Origin of the sequence: Shewanella sp. FJAT-52076, from assembly GCF_019457455.1 — a bacterium.
Lineage (GTDB): Bacteria > Pseudomonadota > Gammaproteobacteria > Enterobacterales > Shewanellaceae > Shewanella > Shewanella zhangzhouensis.
On record NZ_CP080415.1, the window covers coordinates 2,991,981 to 3,009,499 of the forward strand.

Annotated in this window: 14 protein-coding genes; 3 read left to right on the forward strand and 11 right to left on the reverse strand. The window is 53.7% G+C overall.

Annotated elements, in window-relative coordinates; translation table 11 throughout:
• Positions 1-140: 140 nt before the first annotated feature.
• The 8 genes from K0H79_RS13060 to K0H79_RS13095 all read right to left on the reverse strand — a co-directional run bounded on the left by K0H79_RS13060 (position 141) and on the right by K0H79_RS13095 (position 10,990).
• Positions 141-341, reverse strand: coding sequence for a hypothetical protein (locus K0H79_RS13060; RefSeq protein WP_220076101.1), 201 nt, complete (start codon positions 339-341; stop codon positions 141-143).
• A 222-nt stretch (positions 342-563) separates the two neighbouring features.
• Positions 564-2,513 (reverse strand): methyl-accepting chemotaxis protein, encoded by a 1,950-nt coding sequence (locus K0H79_RS13065; RefSeq protein WP_220076102.1) that lies wholly within the window; start codon positions 2,511-2,513, stop codon positions 564-566.
• 434 nt (positions 2,514-2,947) lie between these two features.
• On the reverse strand, positions 2,948-6,178 hold the full coding sequence (gene carB, locus K0H79_RS13070) for a carbamoyl-phosphate synthase large subunit (RefSeq protein WP_220076103.1): 3,231 nt from the start codon (positions 6,176-6,178) through the stop codon (positions 2,948-2,950).
• A 24-nt stretch (positions 6,179-6,202) separates the two neighbouring features.
• Complete coding sequence (gene carA / locus K0H79_RS13075; protein WP_203324497.1) at positions 6,203-7,348, reverse strand: glutamine-hydrolyzing carbamoyl-phosphate synthase small subunit; 1,146 nt, start codon at positions 7,346-7,348, stop codon at positions 6,203-6,205.
• A gap of 180 nt (positions 7,349-7,528) precedes the next feature.
• Positions 7,529-8,341, reverse strand: coding sequence for a 4-hydroxy-tetrahydrodipicolinate reductase (gene dapB / locus K0H79_RS13080; RefSeq protein ID WP_220065198.1), 813 nt, complete (start codon positions 8,339-8,341; stop codon positions 7,529-7,531).
• Positions 8,342-8,394: 53 nt separating this feature from the next.
• Positions 8,395-9,012: an FKBP-type peptidyl-prolyl cis-trans isomerase gene (locus K0H79_RS13085; RefSeq protein ID WP_220065199.1), complete on the reverse strand. Its 618-nt coding sequence runs from the start codon at positions 9,010-9,012 to the stop codon at positions 8,395-8,397.
• An 83-nt stretch (positions 9,013-9,095) separates the two neighbouring features.
• On the reverse strand, positions 9,096-9,896 hold the full coding sequence (locus K0H79_RS13090; protein WP_220076104.1) for a M48 family metallopeptidase: 801 nt from the start codon (positions 9,894-9,896) through the stop codon (positions 9,096-9,098).
• An 83-nt stretch (positions 9,897-9,979) separates the two neighbouring features.
• Positions 9,980-10,990, reverse strand: a complete 1,011-nt coding sequence (locus tag K0H79_RS13095; protein ID WP_220076105.1) for a GlxA family transcriptional regulator — start codon at positions 10,988-10,990, stop codon at positions 9,980-9,982.
• 93 nt (positions 10,991-11,083) lie between these two features.
• Between K0H79_RS13095 and K0H79_RS13100 the strand changes: the two genes are divergently transcribed.
• The gene (locus tag K0H79_RS13100) at positions 11,084-11,710 is read left to right on the forward strand and encodes a glutathione S-transferase family protein (RefSeq protein WP_220076106.1); all 627 of its coding nucleotides are present in this window, start codon (positions 11,084-11,086) and stop codon (positions 11,708-11,710) included.
• 78 nt (positions 11,711-11,788) lie between these two features.
• On the opposite strand, the gene dnaJ is transcribed toward K0H79_RS13100, so the two are convergent.
• Positions 11,789-12,919, reverse strand: coding sequence for a molecular chaperone DnaJ (dnaJ, locus tag K0H79_RS13105; RefSeq protein WP_011760619.1), 1,131 nt, complete (start codon positions 12,917-12,919; stop codon positions 11,789-11,791).
• 88 nt (positions 12,920-13,007) lie between these two features.
• On the reverse strand, positions 13,008-14,921 hold the full coding sequence (gene dnaK / locus K0H79_RS13110) for a molecular chaperone DnaK (protein ID WP_220065203.1): 1,914 nt from the start codon (positions 14,919-14,921) through the stop codon (positions 13,008-13,010).
• 267 nt (positions 14,922-15,188) lie between these two features.
• On the opposite strand from dnaK, the gene K0H79_RS13115 reads away from it, so the two are divergent.
• Positions 15,189-16,100: a DMT family transporter gene (locus K0H79_RS13115; RefSeq protein WP_220065204.1), complete on the forward strand. Its 912-nt coding sequence runs from the start codon at positions 15,189-15,191 to the stop codon at positions 16,098-16,100.
• Between the two features lie 48 nt (positions 16,101-16,148).
• Here the strand turns inward: K0H79_RS13115 and K0H79_RS13120 are convergent, their stop codons facing one another.
• Positions 16,149-16,772 carry a hypothetical protein gene (locus K0H79_RS13120; RefSeq protein ID WP_220076107.1) on the reverse strand — a complete coding sequence of 208 codons (624 nt, stop codon included), beginning with the start codon at positions 16,770-16,772 and terminating at the stop codon, positions 16,149-16,151.
• 241 nt (positions 16,773-17,013) lie between these two features.
• Here K0H79_RS13120 and K0H79_RS13125 point away from each other — a divergent pair, with 241 nt between their 5' ends.
• Entirely contained in the window at positions 17,014-17,436 is a 423-nt protein-coding gene (locus tag K0H79_RS13125) for a hypothetical protein (protein WP_220076108.1), read from the forward strand.
• Positions 17,437-17,519: the final 83 nt, after the last annotated feature.

Sequence of the window (17,519 nt, forward strand, 5' to 3'; positions counted from 1 at the left end):
GCTTAGCGACAAAAGCAGGCATAAAAACATCCATTTAAACACGGCGTGAACGGCACTCATGGCTCAGATATGGGGGCGAAGTGGGATTAATCAAGCCCACAAATGAATACATTCAGATGCAGGCCAAGACATCTCAGCTGCTAGAGCAGCCCCTGCTCCAGCGCGGTAAAAAAGAGGTCTTCATCATCGGCAAGACAAGCCTTCAGTGGCTCACGCAGTTCCCGCACAGCAGCGGTTTCATCATCGGCGCCCTGGCAAAGCACCTGAAAACGTTTCAAGTTGCCCAGGGTCATGGGCTGCTCAAGCAGATGCCTGGCTTCGGCAAGTTTACTGAGACTCATGGCGATTCCTCTTCTTGGGTATCCCTGTCAGTGGGACCCGTTAATAGGGGCCGACGCTCCTCCAGAAACTTCTTTGGTCCAAGCAAAACCTGCGGCCAGTGAATAATCAATAATGTTTGTGATTAACAGAGCTTTGATAGCACGCCAAATGCAGTGCGCCAATAACAAAAGCCCCGATATCCCAAAGGACAGACCAGCCATACAATGTCGGAGCTTGGATAATCAGAGCTTGAATCGACCGACTATACCACTGAGTTTACTGGATATTCCGCTGATGCCATTGGCCGAATTTTGCACCTGTTCACTACCTTGGGCATTCATCCGGGCCAGTCCACTTATCTCTTCCACACTTACATTGATGGTGCTCACCACGGTTGCCTGCTCTTCAGCTGCCACAGCAATCTGATGGTTCATATCACGAATGGCCATGACTGAATCTGCAATCGCCCCAAGGGCGGCAATGGCCTTATTGGCCTTATCTGACGTTTGAGTGGCCTCGGTGACACTCAATTTCATGGACTCAACCGAACGGCGAGATTCCCCCTGCAAGCGCCCAATGAGTGCCTGGATTTCTTCGGTGCTGTTTTGGGTACGACTGGCGAGATTACGGACTTCATCGGCAACCACCGCAAAGCCACGTCCCTGCTCACCGGCCCGGGCCGCTTCGATAGCCGCATTGAGCGCCAGCAGGTTGGTTTGCTCAGCAATGCCCCGGATAACGTCCAGGATAGAGCCTACGTTTTCGGTTTCTTTCTCGAGATTCTCAATAATACCGCTCACATCCCTGATGTTATCCACCAACACCATGATGCTGCGACGGGTATCTTCCACCACGCCCATGCCTTCCTGGGCGTGGTGATCAGCCTCAGATGCCATTTCAGACGCGCGCTGGGCGTTTCGGGCAATGTCATCTACGGTGTGGGTCATCTCCTGCATAGCCGATGCAGTGTGCGCCAACTGATCGGCTTGGGATTCTGAGTTCCTCCGGCTCTCTTGGGTTACCCCGAGCATGCCACTGGAGGAATCACCCAGAGTACGGGATGCATCGTTGAGCTCGCTAACGATACGACGCAGATTGTCATTCATCTCCGCCATGGCCGCATAAATACCTGTACTGCCCTTACGTCGAAAATTCTGCCCCAGGTTTCCAGCGGCAATCTCACGGGCGATTGATGCCATTTCTCTGGGCTCCCCCCCTACTGGTCGACGAATAGCGCGCACTACGGTAATGGCCAGCCAAATAGCCAGCAGCAACGCCGCTATGGCGACCACGACAACCGTATCGATGGCGTTTTCACTTTTCTGCTGGGCGTATAGCCCAAGTTCATCCTGCTGCTGCTCAATCGCTTTATTGTATTCCTGGAGTACAGCTGCCACTTTGGGGCCAATAACATTCAGCCCCTCATTGATGCGCCCGTTCTGGTTTTGAATAATGCCGTAAACCGCTTTTAGCGCATCACGATATTGAGTCCGTCCTGTATCAATACCTTTCACCTTGTCAGCAATGACAGCCGCACTATCAACACTTTTCAGGCCATTAATGGTGCCGTCGAGGGCCGAGAGTTCCTGCAACGCCCGCTTATAGTCTTCTTCTTTGTTGGAAATCAGAAAGTTGGAGGCAAAAAGCCGGGCGAGCATCAGTTTTTCCTGGCTTCTTGCTGCAACAAACAAGCCGTCAGGGTCCCCTTCCTGATACATGGCAGTAATCACATCGGTTACGTTTTCGCGCATGCTCAGCCCGGCAGGGTCCAGCAAATCCCGCACCACCTGGTCGCGAGCGGCAAAATCGCCGGTTACGGCCTCAAAGGTGGATGCATAGTTTTTTACCAGCCCATCGGCCTGCGCCAGAAGACTATCTCGGCCTGCATCGAGCTCCAGCTCCTTGGCATGGGTAATATCTTGATTAAGCTCAGCTATATTTTTCTGAAATGACTGGTAAGTCGTGTTATCGGGTGTATTAAGGTATCTGAATACGTCGACTTGAGCTCGGAGTAAGGTGGTTTCAGCTTCACTGGCTGCATTTGAGCTACTGGCCAGTAACCGATATTCGGTAAAGTTTTTAAAACCCTCAGTCAATCCCCGATATCCGGCCACAGTGACAACCAATAAGAGAACAATCACGACACCGAAAGAATAATAGAGTTGCTGAGAAAGCCTGAGGCTGGAAAACATATGGGATCTCCGTTTTTTGAGTTATAAGAATCCGCACATTCTTCCCTGACAGCCGGACTGGTTAAGCACTGCACAACAAAGAGAATTTACCATCCAAGCCCGCCGCAGCACCGCAACAACCCGTCAATCCTCGTTTCAATATAGTTGACCAGATGTAAAATAAAATCAACACCCTAACATAGGCGAACACATACACCAGATAATACGTGCTCAGTTGTTCCTCAACATTAACGCCACTTAGCTGCCTGACCTCACTCTGCCAAGTGACAAAACCCGTGGGAAGATATGCGGCCTGCAGGCACTTTAGGTGTGATATAGAAACTCTGACCTTGCTTGAGAAGTCTGGCATCAAGAGCCTAAATAAAGCTCAAGAAACTGAATAGAAAAAAGCCACCCTGAGGTGGCTTTTTTAATGGTTTATCACCGCTTGGCTATCAGCCCTGAGACTGCTTCACGCGTTCGTGCAGCTCTTGCACAGACGCAACCTTGTTGCGGTCATCGGCGTTGTGAGCCATACAGTTGGCGAAGGCGGCGTTCAGGGTGGTGGTGTAGTTCACCTTGTAACGCAGCGCGGCGCGGCGCAGCTGACGTGAATCCTCGATGGCCTGACGGCCTTCGGTGGTGTTCACGATATAGGCGTACTCACCATTCTTGATGCGGTCAAGAATGTGTGGACGGCCTTCGTGCACCTTGTTCACCAGGCGTGGGTTGATACCGGCTTCACCGAGGATAACCGCAGTGCCGTGGGTAGCATCCAGCTCGTAGCCCAGCTCCAGCAGCTTGGCTGCAAGGTCGGCAACCTTGTTCTTGTCGCTGTTACGCACAGACAAGAGGGCGCGGCCAGAGCGTGGTACGTCCTTGATAGAGCCCAATTCAGACTTGGCATAGGCTTCGGCGAAGGTATCGCCCACACCCATTACCTCACCGGTAGAGCGCATTTCAGGGCCGAGCAGCGGGTCAACGCCCGGGAACTTGTTGAAAGGCAGTACCACTTCTTTCACTGAGTAGAAAGGTGGGATCACTTCCTTGGTAAAGTTCTGCTCTTTCAGGCTTTGACCTGCCATCACACGGGCAGCGATCTTGGCCAGGGGCACACCGGTGGCCTTGGACACGAATGGTACGGTACGGGCGGCACGTGGGTTAACTTCAATCATGTAGATTTCGTTATCCTTCACGGCAAACTGCACGTTCATCAGGCCCACGACACCCAGCTCGAAGGCGAGCTTGCTGACCTGCTCACGCATCTGGTCCTGAATCGCCTTGGACAAGGTGTATGGCGGCAGCGAACAGGCAGAGTCACCAGAGTGAACACCGGCTTGCTCGATGTGCTCCATGATGGCACCGATAACCACGGTTTCACCATCACACACGGCATCGATATCCACCTCAGTGGCATCATCCAGGAAGCGGTCCAGCAGTACTGGCGAGGCGTTGGATACGCTCACGGCTTCGTTGAAGTAACGACGCAGGTCCTGCTCGTCATAAACGATTTCCATGGCGCGGCCACCCAGTACGTAGGATGGACGAACCACCAGTGGGTAACCGATACGCTCGGCGGCGATAACGGCGCCTTCCACTGTGGTCACGGTATCGTTTTCCGGCTGCTTCATGGCCAGGCGCTTGATGGCCTGCTGGAAACGCTCACGGTCTTCGGCGCGGTCGATGGCATCCGGGCTGGTACCGATAATAGGTACGCCAGCGGCTTCCAGGGCACGGGCCAGTTTCAGTGGCGTCTGGCCACCGTAGTGCACGATAACGCCCTTTGGCTTCTCGATACGGACGATTTCCAGCACGTCTTCCAGAGTCACAGGTTCGAAGTACAGACGGTCTGAAGTGTCATAGTCGGTAGACACAGTCTCAGGGTTACAGTTAACCATGATGGTTTCATAGCCGTCTTCACGCAGCGCCAGGGCGGCGTGTACACAGCAGTAGTCGAACTCGATGCCCTGACCGATACGGTTTGGACCACCGCCCAGTACCATGATCTTGTCTTTGTCAGACGGATTGGCTTCGCACTCTTCCTCATAGGTTGAGTACATGTAGGCAGTGTCGGTGGCAAATTCGGCGGCGCAGGTATCCACGCGTTTGTACACTGGGAACACGTTGAAGCGCTCACGCAGCTTGCGGATTTCGCCTTCACTGATCCCCAGCAGTGCGCTCATGCGGGCATCGGAGAAGCCTTTACGCTTGAGCTTGCGCAGGAAATCTTCATCGATACCTGTTACGCCCAGCTCTTTGACTTTGGCTTCCAGCTGGATGATTTCTTCAATTTGCACCAGGAACCAGCGGTCGATGTTGGTCAGAGCGAAGATATCCTCCACAGACAGGCCGGCACGGAAGGCATCACCTATGTACCAGATACGGTCTGCGCCCGGCTCTTTGAGCTCGTGGCGGATTTTCTGCAGTGCGTCGGCATCGCTCAGGTCAACGATAGGATCGAATCCGTTGCGGCTTACTTCGAGACCACGCAGGGCCTTTTGTACCGACTCCTGGAAGGTACGGCCGATGGCCATCACTTCGCCCACTGACTTCATCTGAGTGGTCAGACGGTCGTTGGCACCGGCAAATTTTTCGAAGTTAAAACGTGGCACCTTGGTCACCACGTAGTCGATGGACGGCTCGAAAGACGCAGGAGTGCGACCACCGGTGATATCGTTCATCAGCTCATCGAGGGTGAAGCCCACGGCCAGCTTGGCGGCAACCTTGGCAATCGGGAAGCCGGTTGCTTTGGAGGCCAGCGCCGAGGAGCGGGATACTCGAGGGTTCATCTCGATAACCACCATACGGCCGGTTGTCGGGCTGATACCAAACTGTACGTTGGAGCCGCCGGTTTCCACACCGATTTCACGCAGTACCGCCATGGAGGCGTTACGCATGATTTGGTATTCCTTGTCGGTGAGGGTCTGGGCAGGAGCCACAGTGATGGAGTCACCTGTGTGCACGCCCATGGCGTCGAAGTTTTCGATGGCGCAGACGATGATGCAGTTGTCGTTGCGGTCACGGACCACTTCCATCTCGTACTCTTTCCAGCCGATGAGCGATTCGTCAATCAAAAGCTCATTGGTAGGCGACAGTTCGAGGCCCTGAGAACAGATTTCTTCGAACTCTTCCTTGTTGTAAGCGATACCGCCGCCGGAGCCACCCATGGTGAAGGATGGACGGATAATACAGGGGAAGCCCACCTGGTCGAGTACTGCGTAGGCCTCTTCCATGCTGTGAGCAATACCGGCGCGTGGACACTCCAGGCCAATCTTCTTCATGGCCTTGTCGAAACGGGCGCGGTCTTCAGCCTTGTCGATGGCATCGGCGGTGGCGCCAATCATCTCAACGTTGAATTCTTTTAGAACACCTTTGGCTTCCAGCTCCAGGGCACAGTTCAGTGCAGTCTGGCCACCCATGGTGGGCAGAATCGCATCAGGACGCTCTTTAGCGATGATGTTGCGCACCACTTCCCAGTGGATAGGCTCGATGTAGGTGGCATCGGCCATCTCAGGGTCGGTCATGATGGTGGCCGGGTTGGAGTTCACCAGGATGACACGGTAGCCTTCTTCGCGCAGGGCTTTACAGGCCTGGGCGCCAGAGTAGTCGAATTCACAGGCCTGGCCGATAACGATGGGGCCAGCACCCAGGATCAGAATACTTTTTATGTCGGTACGTTTTGGCATTGTTTCTATCTTCTCCAGCTCGGCTTACTTGGCGTTCTTGCGATACTCTTCAATCAGTTCGATGAAATGGTCGAACAGCGGGGCACAGTCGTGTGGACCTGGGCTGGCTTCAGGGTGACCCTGGAAGCTGAACGCAGGCTTGTCGGTGCGATGAATGCCCTGCAAAGAACCATCGAACAGTGACTTGTGGGTCACCTTAAGGTTGGCAGGCAGAGTCGCCTCATCAACCGCAAAGCCATGGTTCTGGCTGGTGATCATCACAGTGCCCTTTTCCACATCACCCACAGGGTGGTTGGCACCGTGGTGGCCAAACTTCATTTTCAGGGTCTTGGCACCGCTGGCGAGGCCAAGCAGCTGATGACCCAGACAGATACCGAATACCGGGATGTCTGTCTTGAGGATTTCCTGAATGGCGGCAATGGCATAGTCACATGGCTCTGGGTCACCAGGGCCGTTTGACAGGAATACACCGTCCGGATTCATGGCCAGCACTTCGCTGGCTGGTGTCTTGGCAGGCACGACAGTCACGTCACAACCACGGTCTACCAACATGCGCAGGATGTTGGTTTTCACGCCGTAATCGTAGGCAACCACTTTGAACTTGAGTTCAGATTCTGGGGTATCTGAAGGCAGACCGCCTTCCAGACGCCAGCTGCCACTGCGCCATTGGTAGCGCTCGGCGGTGGTCACTTCTTTCGCCAGATCCATGCCTTTCAAACCAGGGAAGGCTTTGGCCGCAGCCAGTGCCTTGTCGCTGTCCAGGTCACCCACCAGAATACAACCGGCCTGAGCACCCTTTTCACGCAGAATACGGGTCAACTTGCGGGTGTCGATGTCGGCGATACCCACCACGTTGTTGGCTTTCAGGTAATCGCTTAAGGATTGGGTGGAACGGAAACTGCTGGCGATTAAAGGAAGATCGCGAATGATGAGACCACAGGCATGAACAGCACTGGATTCAGTGTCTTCATCGTTGGTACCTGTATTACCGATGTGCGGATAAGTCAGTGTGACTATCTGGCGGGAATAAGAGGGATCCGTCAATATCTCTTGATAGCCTGTCATGGAAGTGTTAAAAACGACTTCTCCGACAGCAATTCCATCAGCACCGATTGCAGTGCCTGAGAACAGGGTTCCATCTTCGAGTACGAGTAAGGCAGACTTTGTCAACGCGACCTCCGAAAGAGCCAAGTTATTGTTATGTGTGGATTTTTTTCGATTAAATTACCAAGTTTCCGCTAAAACACGAAATTTTGACAAATTCCGATGATTTTATAGGAAAACCTGCATTTCGTCTATACATTCGGGGCAACCAACCTAAAAAAAACCGCCTAACGGCGGTTTTTTCGATCAATTGAGTCCCAACACCTGTTGCATGTCGTAAAGACCAGGTTTTTGTTCAGCAAGCCATTTGGCGGCACGCATGGCGCCATTGGCAAAGGTCATACGGCTGGATGCTTTATGGGTAATTTCCAGTCGCTCACCGATATCGGCAAACATGGCGGTGTGCTCACCCACCAGATCGCCGGCGCGGATGGTAGCAAAACCAATAGTGTCGCGTTCGCGCTCACCGGTAATGCCTTCACGGCCATAGACGGCCACTTTTTCCAGATCGCGCCCCAGAGCCTGGGCAATCACTTCACCCATCTTGAGTGCGGTACCGGAGGGCGCGTCTTTCTTGTGTCTGTGGTGCCCTTCGATGATTTCGATATCGGTGTAATCACCCATGACTTTGGCCGCCAGTTCCAGCAGCTTCCACATCAGGTTTACACCCACAGACATGTTGGGCGCCATGACCACAGGCGTTTCTTCGGCAAAAGCCACTACCTGCTCTTTTTGCGCATGGTTAAAGCCGGTGGTACCAATCACTATCGCCTTTCCTTGCCGGGCACACCATTCGAGATTGGCCAAGGTGCCTTCCGGTGAAGTGAAGTCGATAAGTACATCAAACTTCTCGGCAACCACATCAAGATTATCGACCAGTGCCAAACCAAGGTGGCCAATGCCAGCCATTTCACCGGCGTCGACGCCAACCAGGGTCGAACCGGCACGCTCAATGGCGGCACCAAGGACGATGCCGTCATGATTGTCACAAGCTTCAAGCAGTGCACGGCCCATACGACCGCTGGCACCAATTACGGCTACCCTTACTTGTCCTGTCATTTCTTGCTCCCTGATTGCAAAAAAACGCCCGAGCATTGCTCAGGCGTTTCACATCAAACGATATCCAGCAGTTCAACCTCAAAGATCAGGGTTGAGTATGGAGGAATAGAGGCACCGGCACCACGCTCGCCATAGGCCAGGTGGAAAGGCACGTACAGCTTGTACTTGGCACCAACATTCATCAGTTGCAGTGCTTCGGTCCAACCGGCGATAACGCCGGAAACCGGGAACTCAGCAGGCTGACCGCGCAGAACAGAACTGTCGAACACATCACCGCTGATGAAAGAGCCATGGTAGTGAGTACGTACAGTTGACTCGTAGGTTGGCTTGTCGCCATTACCTTCGGTCAGAATTTCGTACTGCAGACCGGATTCGGTCACAAACACGCCATCACGCTTGGCGTTGTCAGCCAGAAACTGCTCGCCTTCGGCGATAGAAGCTTCGGCGGCCTCTTCCTGCGCTTTTTGCAGGCGGCGGCTGATTTCGGTGAAAGCGATTTGCAGTTCCTGCATGGAAACGGCGCTTTCTTTACCATCGAATGCATCGGCCAAACCGGCCTGTACGGCTGGAATATCCAGACCTTCAAAGGAGTTGGCAGCCAGCTGCTCGCCCAGCTGACGGCCTACGCCGTAGCTCGCCTGCAGCTCAACAGTGCTGAATTTATCAGACATAATTCGGTTTCTCTTGAACGTACGTGAAATTATCGGCGTGCATTCTATCACAAAATGCGCCCACGCGACGAAAAAGGTCTGGCTTATTTAGTAATTTGACAGTTCTTCACACCGGAGGCCCTGGCTGCCTCGTAAAGTGGCATTACTTTTTGTTCCAGCCGGGCCAATTCCGCAATTCGGGTCCCGTGGGATGGGTGGGTAGACAAGAGCTCTGGCCCCTGTTCACCTCCGGCTTTGGCCATGTTTTGCCACAGCAGAGTACCGGCTCGGGGATCGAATCCGGCGCGAGCCATCAGCTCAAGCCCCATGACATCGGCTTCAGATTCCTGAGCCCTGCCGTAGGGCAGTATGTAGCCCACCTGAGTGCCAAGGCCGAGTGCGGCCATATAGAGATTACGATTGGACACGCCGCCGGCGCCCAGTGCCACATCGGCCAGTTGCAAGCCGGTGTTGGTCAGCTGAGTGCGGGACACCTGCTCGTTGCTGTGCTGCGCCAGCACGTGGGCCACTTCATGACCCAGCACCACCGCCAGTTGGTCCTGGTTTTCGGCGACTTTCAACAGGCCGGAATACACTCCAATGTGGCCACCCGGCAACGCAAAGGCATTCACCTGCGGCGAATCAAACACCACCACTTCCCATCCCTGAGTCTGATCCGGCAGGGCCGCTGTCACCCGCATGGCAACGCAGGAAACATAGGCGTTGAGTTTGGTGTCTTTGCTGATTTTTTGCTGTTTCTTCATTTCCTCAAAGGAAGCTGCGCCCAGCTGGTTCATTTCTGCGGCCGAAAACAATAAGGTTTGGCTGCGCCCCGTGGGAGATTGGGTAGTGACACAGCCACTCACCAGGCCGATCAACACCAGGGGAGCAAGTAGTTTTTTCATGTTTATTAATCCTTTAAAGCCGTGAAGAACGCTGTTTATTCCACATTTTACCCCCGGCACCTCACCAAGCCAACCGCACCGGTTCATCCACTGGCACTGGCAGGGCCAAAGCGGCGCCGGTATTGCTCCATGGTTACACCGGTTTGGCGCTTGAACAATCGCCTGAAGGAACTGGCATCCTCATAACCCACCGACCAGATCACCTCTGTACTGGCGCGGCTGGACTGCTCCAGCTGGCGCTTGGCAGCGTCCACACGCAATCGTTGCAGGTATTCGATGGGGGTAACGCCTGTGGCCGCTTTGAAGCGCCGTTTGAAATTGCGGGTGCCCATGGAAATGGCGTTGGCTGCCGAATCGACGCTGATCTGTTTATCAAAATGGTGCTTGAGCCACTGCTCGGCTTTGCGAATCGCCTCATCCTCATGGTTTCTACCACTTGGCTGCATAAAGGGTTGTTGCAGCTCGCGATTGGGCTCAAGCAGCATCAAGCGGGCACACATAAGCGCCAGCTCCCGCCCGCCATATCGCTCCAGCAACTTGAGCAGTATGTCGGTAAAGGCAAAGAAGGCGCCGCCGCAAATCACATTGCCGTACTCGAGCAGCATCCGCTCGCCATGATAGCGAACACGGGGGTAACGACGGCGGAACACGGCTTCGAGTAACCAATGGGTGGTCGCCTCACGGCCATCCATTATCCCGGCTTCAGCCAGCAGAAAGGTACCGCTGCAGGCACTGGCCACCAGGGCGCCCGCATCAGACTGGGCTTTAAGCCAGGCAGCGGCCTCTTGCTGCGCCGCGAGGTAATTGTCGACCTCAGAGTGGGAGGCTGATGCGGCAAACAAACTGGTGACCAGAACGATATCAGCTGCCTTCGCCTCAGCCATGGCCAGCTCCGGCTGTATTAATTGGCCGGATGCTGACTGGACAGCCCTGCCATCGGGAGAAACGACCTGAGCGATGAAATGCTCATTATCCATAAGCGCACTGCCAACGCGTTTTTCGAGGCAGCGGTTCGCCACATAAAACATATCCAGTGCAACCTGTACCGACGACGCCATACAGCCTGGCATGGCAAGCAGCAATATTTTGGGCATTTGTCACTTCTCGCATTTATTTGGGCAAATATGACCATTAATCGCTGCACGCGCAAGCACTACACTGGGCGAAACCATCAACAAGGAGTTTGTATGATTACCCTCTATGGCACCCCCAATACCCGCTCAGTGCGCGTACTCTGGGCATTGGAAGAGACAGGCATCGCCTATGAATACCGCAAGATGGATCTTAAAGGGGGCGAATGCCGGCAAGCGGAGTATCTTGCCATCAACCCCAACGGCAAGGTGCCCGCGTTGGTGGATGGGGATCTGACTCTGCTGGAAACCAACGCCATCTGTCATTACATCGCCGAGCTGGGAACCGGTTTACTGCCGGAGGATGTAAAGGCCAGGGCCAAGGTACGTCAGTGGAATGATTTTGCCCTGTCAGAGCTGGAAGTTGCCCCCTGGATGCTGCTGAAAAATCAGCTGATTTATCCATCAGAACAACGACTGGACCCAGAGGCGCTTCGAAGCACCATGGTATGGGAGAGCCAGCGCGCCCAGGGAATTCTGGCCTTGGCGCTGGAACATCAGGACTATCTGCTGCCAACGGGTTTCAGCCTCGCCGATATCCATATTTGTGTTGGGCTGCTCATGCATTTTAAAACCGATTTACCGCTGAAGCCTGAGCTTCTGCCTTATCTCAAGCGCTGTGTGTCACGTCCGGCGATAGCCAGATTGCAGGCCATGGGCGAACTGCCCCCCTTGCCTCTGTAAGCTGCCGTTTAAAAGTGCGATGCACACAGGTAATAAAAAGCCCGGCATTTGCCGGGCTTTTCAGTGTCAGGGATGGGATCAGTTATTCAGATCCTGAAAGAACTTTTTCACGCCATCGAAAAAGCCTTCAGCCTTTGGGCTGTGTTTTTTCGACTCGCCAGTGAGGCTGGCTTCAAACTCGCGCAGCAGTTCCTTTTGACGCTCGGACAGATTAACCGGCGTTTCCATCACCACCTTACACAGGAGGTCACCAACGGCGTGACTGCGAACCGATTTCACACCCTTGCCACGCAGACGGAACATGCGACCAGTCTGGGTTTCGGCCGGGATCTTCAGGCTGACTTTGCCATCCAGAGTTGGCACTTCGATTTCTCCGCCCAGGGCTGCCTTGGCGAAGGAAATAGGCACTTCACAGTAAAGGTTGTTACCGTCGCGCACAAAAATCGGGTGCTCACGCACAGTAACCTGAACGTACAAATCCCCTGGTGGTGCACCGAATTCGCCCGCTTCACCTTCACCGGCCAGACGTATGCGGTCACCGGTATCAACACCGGCCGGAATTTTCACCGACAGCGTCTTGGTCTTCTCGACACGGCCATTGCCATGACACTTGCTGCAAGGATCTTTAATAATCTTGCCGCGGCCATGACAGGTTGGACAGGTCTGCTGCACGGCAAAGAAGCCCTGACGCATCTGTACCTGGCCCATACCGTGACAGGTACCACAGGTAGTGGCAGACGAGCCTTTTTTGGCACCTGAGCCATCACAGCTGTCGCAGCCAACCAGGGTTGGCACTTTCAGCTCTTTGGTCAGGCCGCGTACAGCCTCTTCCAAAGACAGCTCCAGGTTATAACGCAGGTCGGAGCCACGGGCTGCCTGACGCTGGCCACCACGGCGGCCGCCGCCGAAGATATCGCCGAACACATCGCCGAAGATGTCGCCGAAATCACCGCCACCACCGAAACCACCGCCACCGCGGTTGGGATCAACACCGGCATGGCCAAACTGATCGTAAGCGGCCTTTTTGTCGGTATCGGTGAGGATTTCGTAGGCTTCCTTCACCTCTTTAAAGCTGGCTTCGGCCTCTTTGTCACCGGGGTTACGGTCGGGGTGATACTTCATCGCCAGGCGCTTGTAGGCCTTCTTGATTTCCCGCTCGCTGGCGTCACGGCCAACGCCGAGCACCTCGTAATAATCTCGCTTTGACATAGGTTCACGCTATCTGGGATTCGTTAGGACAAACGGGCGTTAGGGTTTCCCCTTAACGCCCGCCACTTAAGTTAATAGGCCGGGCCTATTACTTCTTGTCGTCTTTCACTTCTTCAAACTCGGCGTCAACCACATCGTCTGCGGTCTTCTCAGCAGAGCTACCCTGAGCGCTGCCCTGGGCGCCCTGCGCCTTGGCCTGAGCAATTTCTACCAACTTGGCAGAAGCTTCAATCAGTGACTGAGTGGCAGTGTCGATGGCTTCTTTATCGTTGCCCTTCACTGCTTTTTCAACTTCGGCAATGGCCGCTTCAATCTTGGCCTTGTCGTCGCTGCCCAGGGCTTCACCGGCTTCTTCTACCTGCTTCTTGGTCGCGTGTACCAGACCGTCGGCCTGGTTACGGGCCTGAGCCAGCTCTTCGAATTTCTTGTCTTCGTCGGCGTGGGCTTCGGCGTCGCGTACCATTTGGGCGACTTCGTCATCAGACAGACCAGAAGACGCCTTGATGGTGATCTTCTGCTCTTTGCCGGTCTTCTTGTCTTTGGCAGACACATGCAGAATACCGTCGGCATCGATGTCGAAGGTCACTTCAATCTGTGGCATGCCGCGTGGAGCAGGCTCGATACCTTCCAGGTTGAACTGACCCAGTGATTTGTTGGCGCTGGCCTGCTTACGCTCACCCTGCAGCACGTGAATGGTCACGGCGCTCTGGTTGTCGTCGGCAGTAGAGAACACCTGGCTTGCCTTGGTTGGAATGGTGGTGTTCTTTTCAATCAGCTTGGTCATTACCTGACCCATGGTCTCGATACCCAGAGACAGTGGGGTTACGTCCAGCAGCAGTACGTCTTTCACGTCACCGGCCAGAACGCCCGCCTGCACGGCAGCACCAACAGCCACGGCTTCGTCAGGGTTTACGTCCTTACGAGGCTCTTTGCCGAAGAAGTTGGTTACCGCTTCCTGCACTTTTGGCATACGGGTTTGACCGCCCACCAGAATCACTTCGTTGATGTCAGACACTGACAGGTCCGCATCGGCCAGAGCCACTTTCAACGGCTCCAGAGAGCGCTGAATGAGGTCTTCAACCAAAGATTCCAACTTGGCACGGGTCACTTTCACCACCAGGTGTTTTGGACCTGTAGCATCGGCAGTGATGTACGGCAGGTTCACTTCGGTCTGGTTGGTGCTGGACAGCTCAATCTTGGCTTTTTCAGCGGCTTCTTTCAGACGCTGCATGGCCAGAGGGTCGTTACGCAGATCCAGGCCCTGCTCTTTCTTGAACTCGTCAGCCAGATAGTTGATCAGACGGTTGTCGAAGTCTTCACCACCCAGGTGGGTATCACCGTTGGTAGCCAGTACTTCGAAGGTCTGGTCGCCATCGTTGTTGTCGATTTCAATGATGGAGATATCGAAAGTACCACCACCGAGGTCATACACGGCCACAATGTTGTCGCCCTGCTTTTTGTCGATACCATAGGCCAGCGCCGCAGCAGTTGGCTCGTTGATGATACGTTTTACTTCCAGACCCGCGATACGGCCGGCATCTTTGGTAGCCTGGCGCTGCGCATCGTTGAAGTAAGCAGGTACTGTGATAACCGCTTCAGTCACTTCTTCACCGAGGAAGTCTTCAGCAGTTTTCTTCATCTTTTTCAGCACTTCGGCAGACACCTGAGGAGGTGCCATCTTCTTGCCGCGGCTTTCTACCCAGGCATCACCGTTGTCAGCCTGAATGATTTTGAATGGCATGATGTTCACATCACGCTGTACTTCGTCATCTTTGAAACGGCGACCAATCAAACGCTTGATAGCGAAGAAGGTGTTGGTCGGGTTGGTCACGGCCTGGCGTTTTGCAGGCTGGCCCACCAGCGTTTCGTCTTCAGTAAAGGCAATGATGGAGGGCGTAGTGCGATCGCCTTCAGCGTTTTCAATCACTCGCGCCTTGCCGCCATCGAGCACAGCTACACAAGAGTTGGTTGTGCCGAGGTCGATACCGATAATCTTACCCATGGAGTCCTCCAAAAAATTCTGTCACGCAATAATTCGTTACCTGATGTCGATATGGGGATGGGATTTTGGGTTTTCAAGTCCCCAGTTCATCACTCGCCATATCATCCTTAACGCCTATATTGGGTCAGTCATTTCGATTACAAGGGCTGGATAAAAATTTTTGATCCTTTTTACAGAATCAAAGCCACAAACACGTATAATGCATGCAATCGAAGCGTTGACCCACTCGGGTTGACCGGTTTGTCTCGAGTCACAGGAATCTGTTCGTTGAAAACCTCAAATCTGGCCTACCTCTACGGAATGGCCGCGGTGCTTTTGTGGTCTACCGTTGCGACCGCCTTTAAACTGGCGCTGGCAGAGTATTCGCCGCTGCAACTGCTGTTTATCGCCGTCATTACCTCTATTCTGGCCCTGGGGGTCATTCTCGGGTTTCAGGGCAAGCTCAGACATATCACACGCCAGTGGCAGGAACGCCCCCTGTTTTATCTGCAAACAGGGCTGCTTAATCCCTTCCTCTATTATCTGGTACTCTTCAAGGCGTACGACCTCTTACCGGCGCAGCAAGCGTTATCACTTAACTACACCTGGGCGATTCTGTTGCCGCTGCTGGCCGTGCCTCTCCTTGGTCAACAGCTGCGTAAAACCGATCTGCTGGCGGCCCTGATAGCCTATGGCGGCGTATTTGTGATTGCCACTGGCGGCAGTTTGGCCGGGTTTTCCCTGTCTGCGCCAACCGGTATTGTGTTGGCACTGACCAGCACCCTGCTGTGGTGTCTTTACTGGATAGTGAACACCAAAGATAAGGGCGACCCAGTGGTGAGCCTGCTGCTCAGCTTTTTGGTTGGCTTACCCTTTGTGACAGTGGCGATGTTAATGACTCAGGGCCTGCCGACCTTTTCGGGTCAAGGTCTTGCCGCCGCCGTGTATGTGGGTCTGTTTGAGATGGGGGTAACCTTCGTGCTCTGGCTGATGGCCCTCAAAAGCAGCGAGCGCACCGCCAGCATCAGCACCCTGGTATTTCTCTCCCCCGTGCTGTCGATTGGCTTTATCGCGCTGGTGCTCGGTGAAGAAATCAGGCTTTCCACCTTTATTGGCCTTGGTCTTATCCTCAGTGCATTGGCCCTGCAACAATGGCTGCCGCGTTGGTTTGGTAATCAGACCGAAACCGTGAATTCATAAAAAAGGCCCTGAACAGGGCCTTTTTTATGCCTAAGCCTTGAAAGCATATCAAAGCTGCTCGATACCGACTTCACCAACGCCCACGTCAACCTTCAGTTTGCCGCTTCCGCCACTATGAGATTGAAAACTCTGGCTCACCAGCGTCTGGCTGACCTGTTGCTGCTGACCATTGCGAATAAAGTTAACCTCACCGACCCCGGAGTGCAGTGAAATGCTGCCATAGTCATGGCTGTGGTTTACCTGCACCTCGCCCACACCCAAATCAATTTCCAGGCTATTGTCCAAGCCGGAAGTGGCGATACGCCCAACCCCCATGTCCACAGAGACGGCGGCGTTGGCGGGCAACTTGATACGCCATTGCTCTTTCAGATCATCGTTATCATTGAGTGACAACACCATACGTTTGCCCTCGGTGATCCTGGGACTGATTTCAACATCACTTAAACCCGTATTGCCGCCAAAGAGCCAACCGGCATTGGATGGGGTCAGCACCACTTCCACGGCCACTTCATCACCATCAACGGCTTCTATCTCTACCTCACCCACTCCCACGTCCAGATAAAGCGTCTCTCCCTGATAGGCGAAGGTTTGTGAAAGGGTTCTTTCCTCGGCAAGGGCAGGCACAGCCATCAGTAGGGTCGCGAGGGTCACAGCAGTCAGGACAGGTTTCATGTGCATTCTCCATTCAGTACACAAGTGCAGATTGATGTATGCACTCAGCAAAGAGGATGCCAACTATTTATAGCCATATTTTTCATAGCCTTAGAATGAAACATCTCTCAGTCATCAATCAAGCACACAACCAATTGGTGAATTTCACCACTCAGGCATCAAATTCAACATCACAAGGTTGAAAACCTTGGTTAACAGGTTTATAACTTTAAACCTCAAGTGCAAAGGAGCGCGCAAGAGCATGAGCCTGGTTATCAACGGCACCCCAATACTCAATTTCTCACCCAAAGCTGAAAAACGCCTTCGTTTCAGTGCATTGGCTGTATGTATTTCCATGATTGTTGTCGACCATTACTACGGCAACATTTTTACCACCACAGCGTTATTGCTGTACGCCATGTTTGTGTTTCCGGCGATTTATTTAAATCGCAATGTACAACTCAAATACTTTTCCCACGCCCAGGACCCCATCATCGCTTTTCGCATTATGAGTCTGCTTATCTGTGCCGCTCTGGTTGTGGTGTGGACTGTGGCTATTATCGACCATGTGTTAAATCCCCCCGTTTTTCCCAAGGAAGAGCGGCTAAAAGAGTTAATGGGGGAACATTATGAGTCTTCGCAGACCATGACTCAGGCGGGGCTGTTTATGGATGATTCAGCGTAATCGTCAGTGGGTTAATCTCTGGTCGAAACAGCAGATTTCCACCTGCCTGACCAAACCCAATAAAAAAGCCGCATAACGCGGCT

Coding starts and splice junctions, on each gene's coding strand:
- K0H79_RS13120 (WP_220076107.1), bottom strand. CDS start 16,772: ATGAAACCTGTCCTGACTGCTGTGACCCTCGCGACCCTACTGATGGCT.
- K0H79_RS13060 (WP_220076101.1), bottom strand. CDS start 341: ATGAGTCTCAGTAAACTTGCCGAAGCCAGGCATCTGCTTGAGCAGCCC.
- dnaJ (WP_011760619.1), bottom strand. CDS start 12,919: ATGTCAAAGCGAGATTATTACGAGGTGCTCGGCGTTGGCCGTGACGCC.
- K0H79_RS13125 (WP_220076108.1), top strand. CDS start 17,014: ATGAGCCTGGTTATCAACGGCACCCCAATACTCAATTTCTCACCCAAA.
- K0H79_RS13100 (WP_220076106.1), top strand. CDS start 11,084: ATGATTACCCTCTATGGCACCCCCAATACCCGCTCAGTGCGCGTACTC.
- dapB (WP_220065198.1), bottom strand. CDS start 8,341: ATGACAGGACAAGTAAGGGTAGCCGTAATTGGTGCCAGCGGTCGTATG.
- carB (WP_220076103.1), bottom strand. CDS start 6,178: ATGCCAAAACGTACCGACATAAAAAGTATTCTGATCCTGGGTGCTGGC.
- K0H79_RS13085 (WP_220065199.1), bottom strand. CDS start 9,012: ATGTCTGATAAATTCAGCACTGTTGAGCTGCAGGCGAGCTACGGCGTA.
- K0H79_RS13095 (WP_220076105.1), bottom strand. CDS start 10,990: ATGCCCAAAATATTGCTGCTTGCCATGCCAGGCTGTATGGCGTCGTCG.
- K0H79_RS13090 (WP_220076104.1), bottom strand. CDS start 9,896: ATGAAAAAACTACTTGCTCCCCTGGTGTTGATCGGCCTGGTGAGTGGC.
- K0H79_RS13065 (WP_220076102.1), bottom strand. CDS start 2,513: ATGTTTTCCAGCCTCAGGCTTTCTCAGCAACTCTATTATTCTTTCGGT.
- dnaK (WP_220065203.1), bottom strand. CDS start 14,921: ATGGGTAAGATTATCGGTATCGACCTCGGCACAACCAACTCTTGTGTA.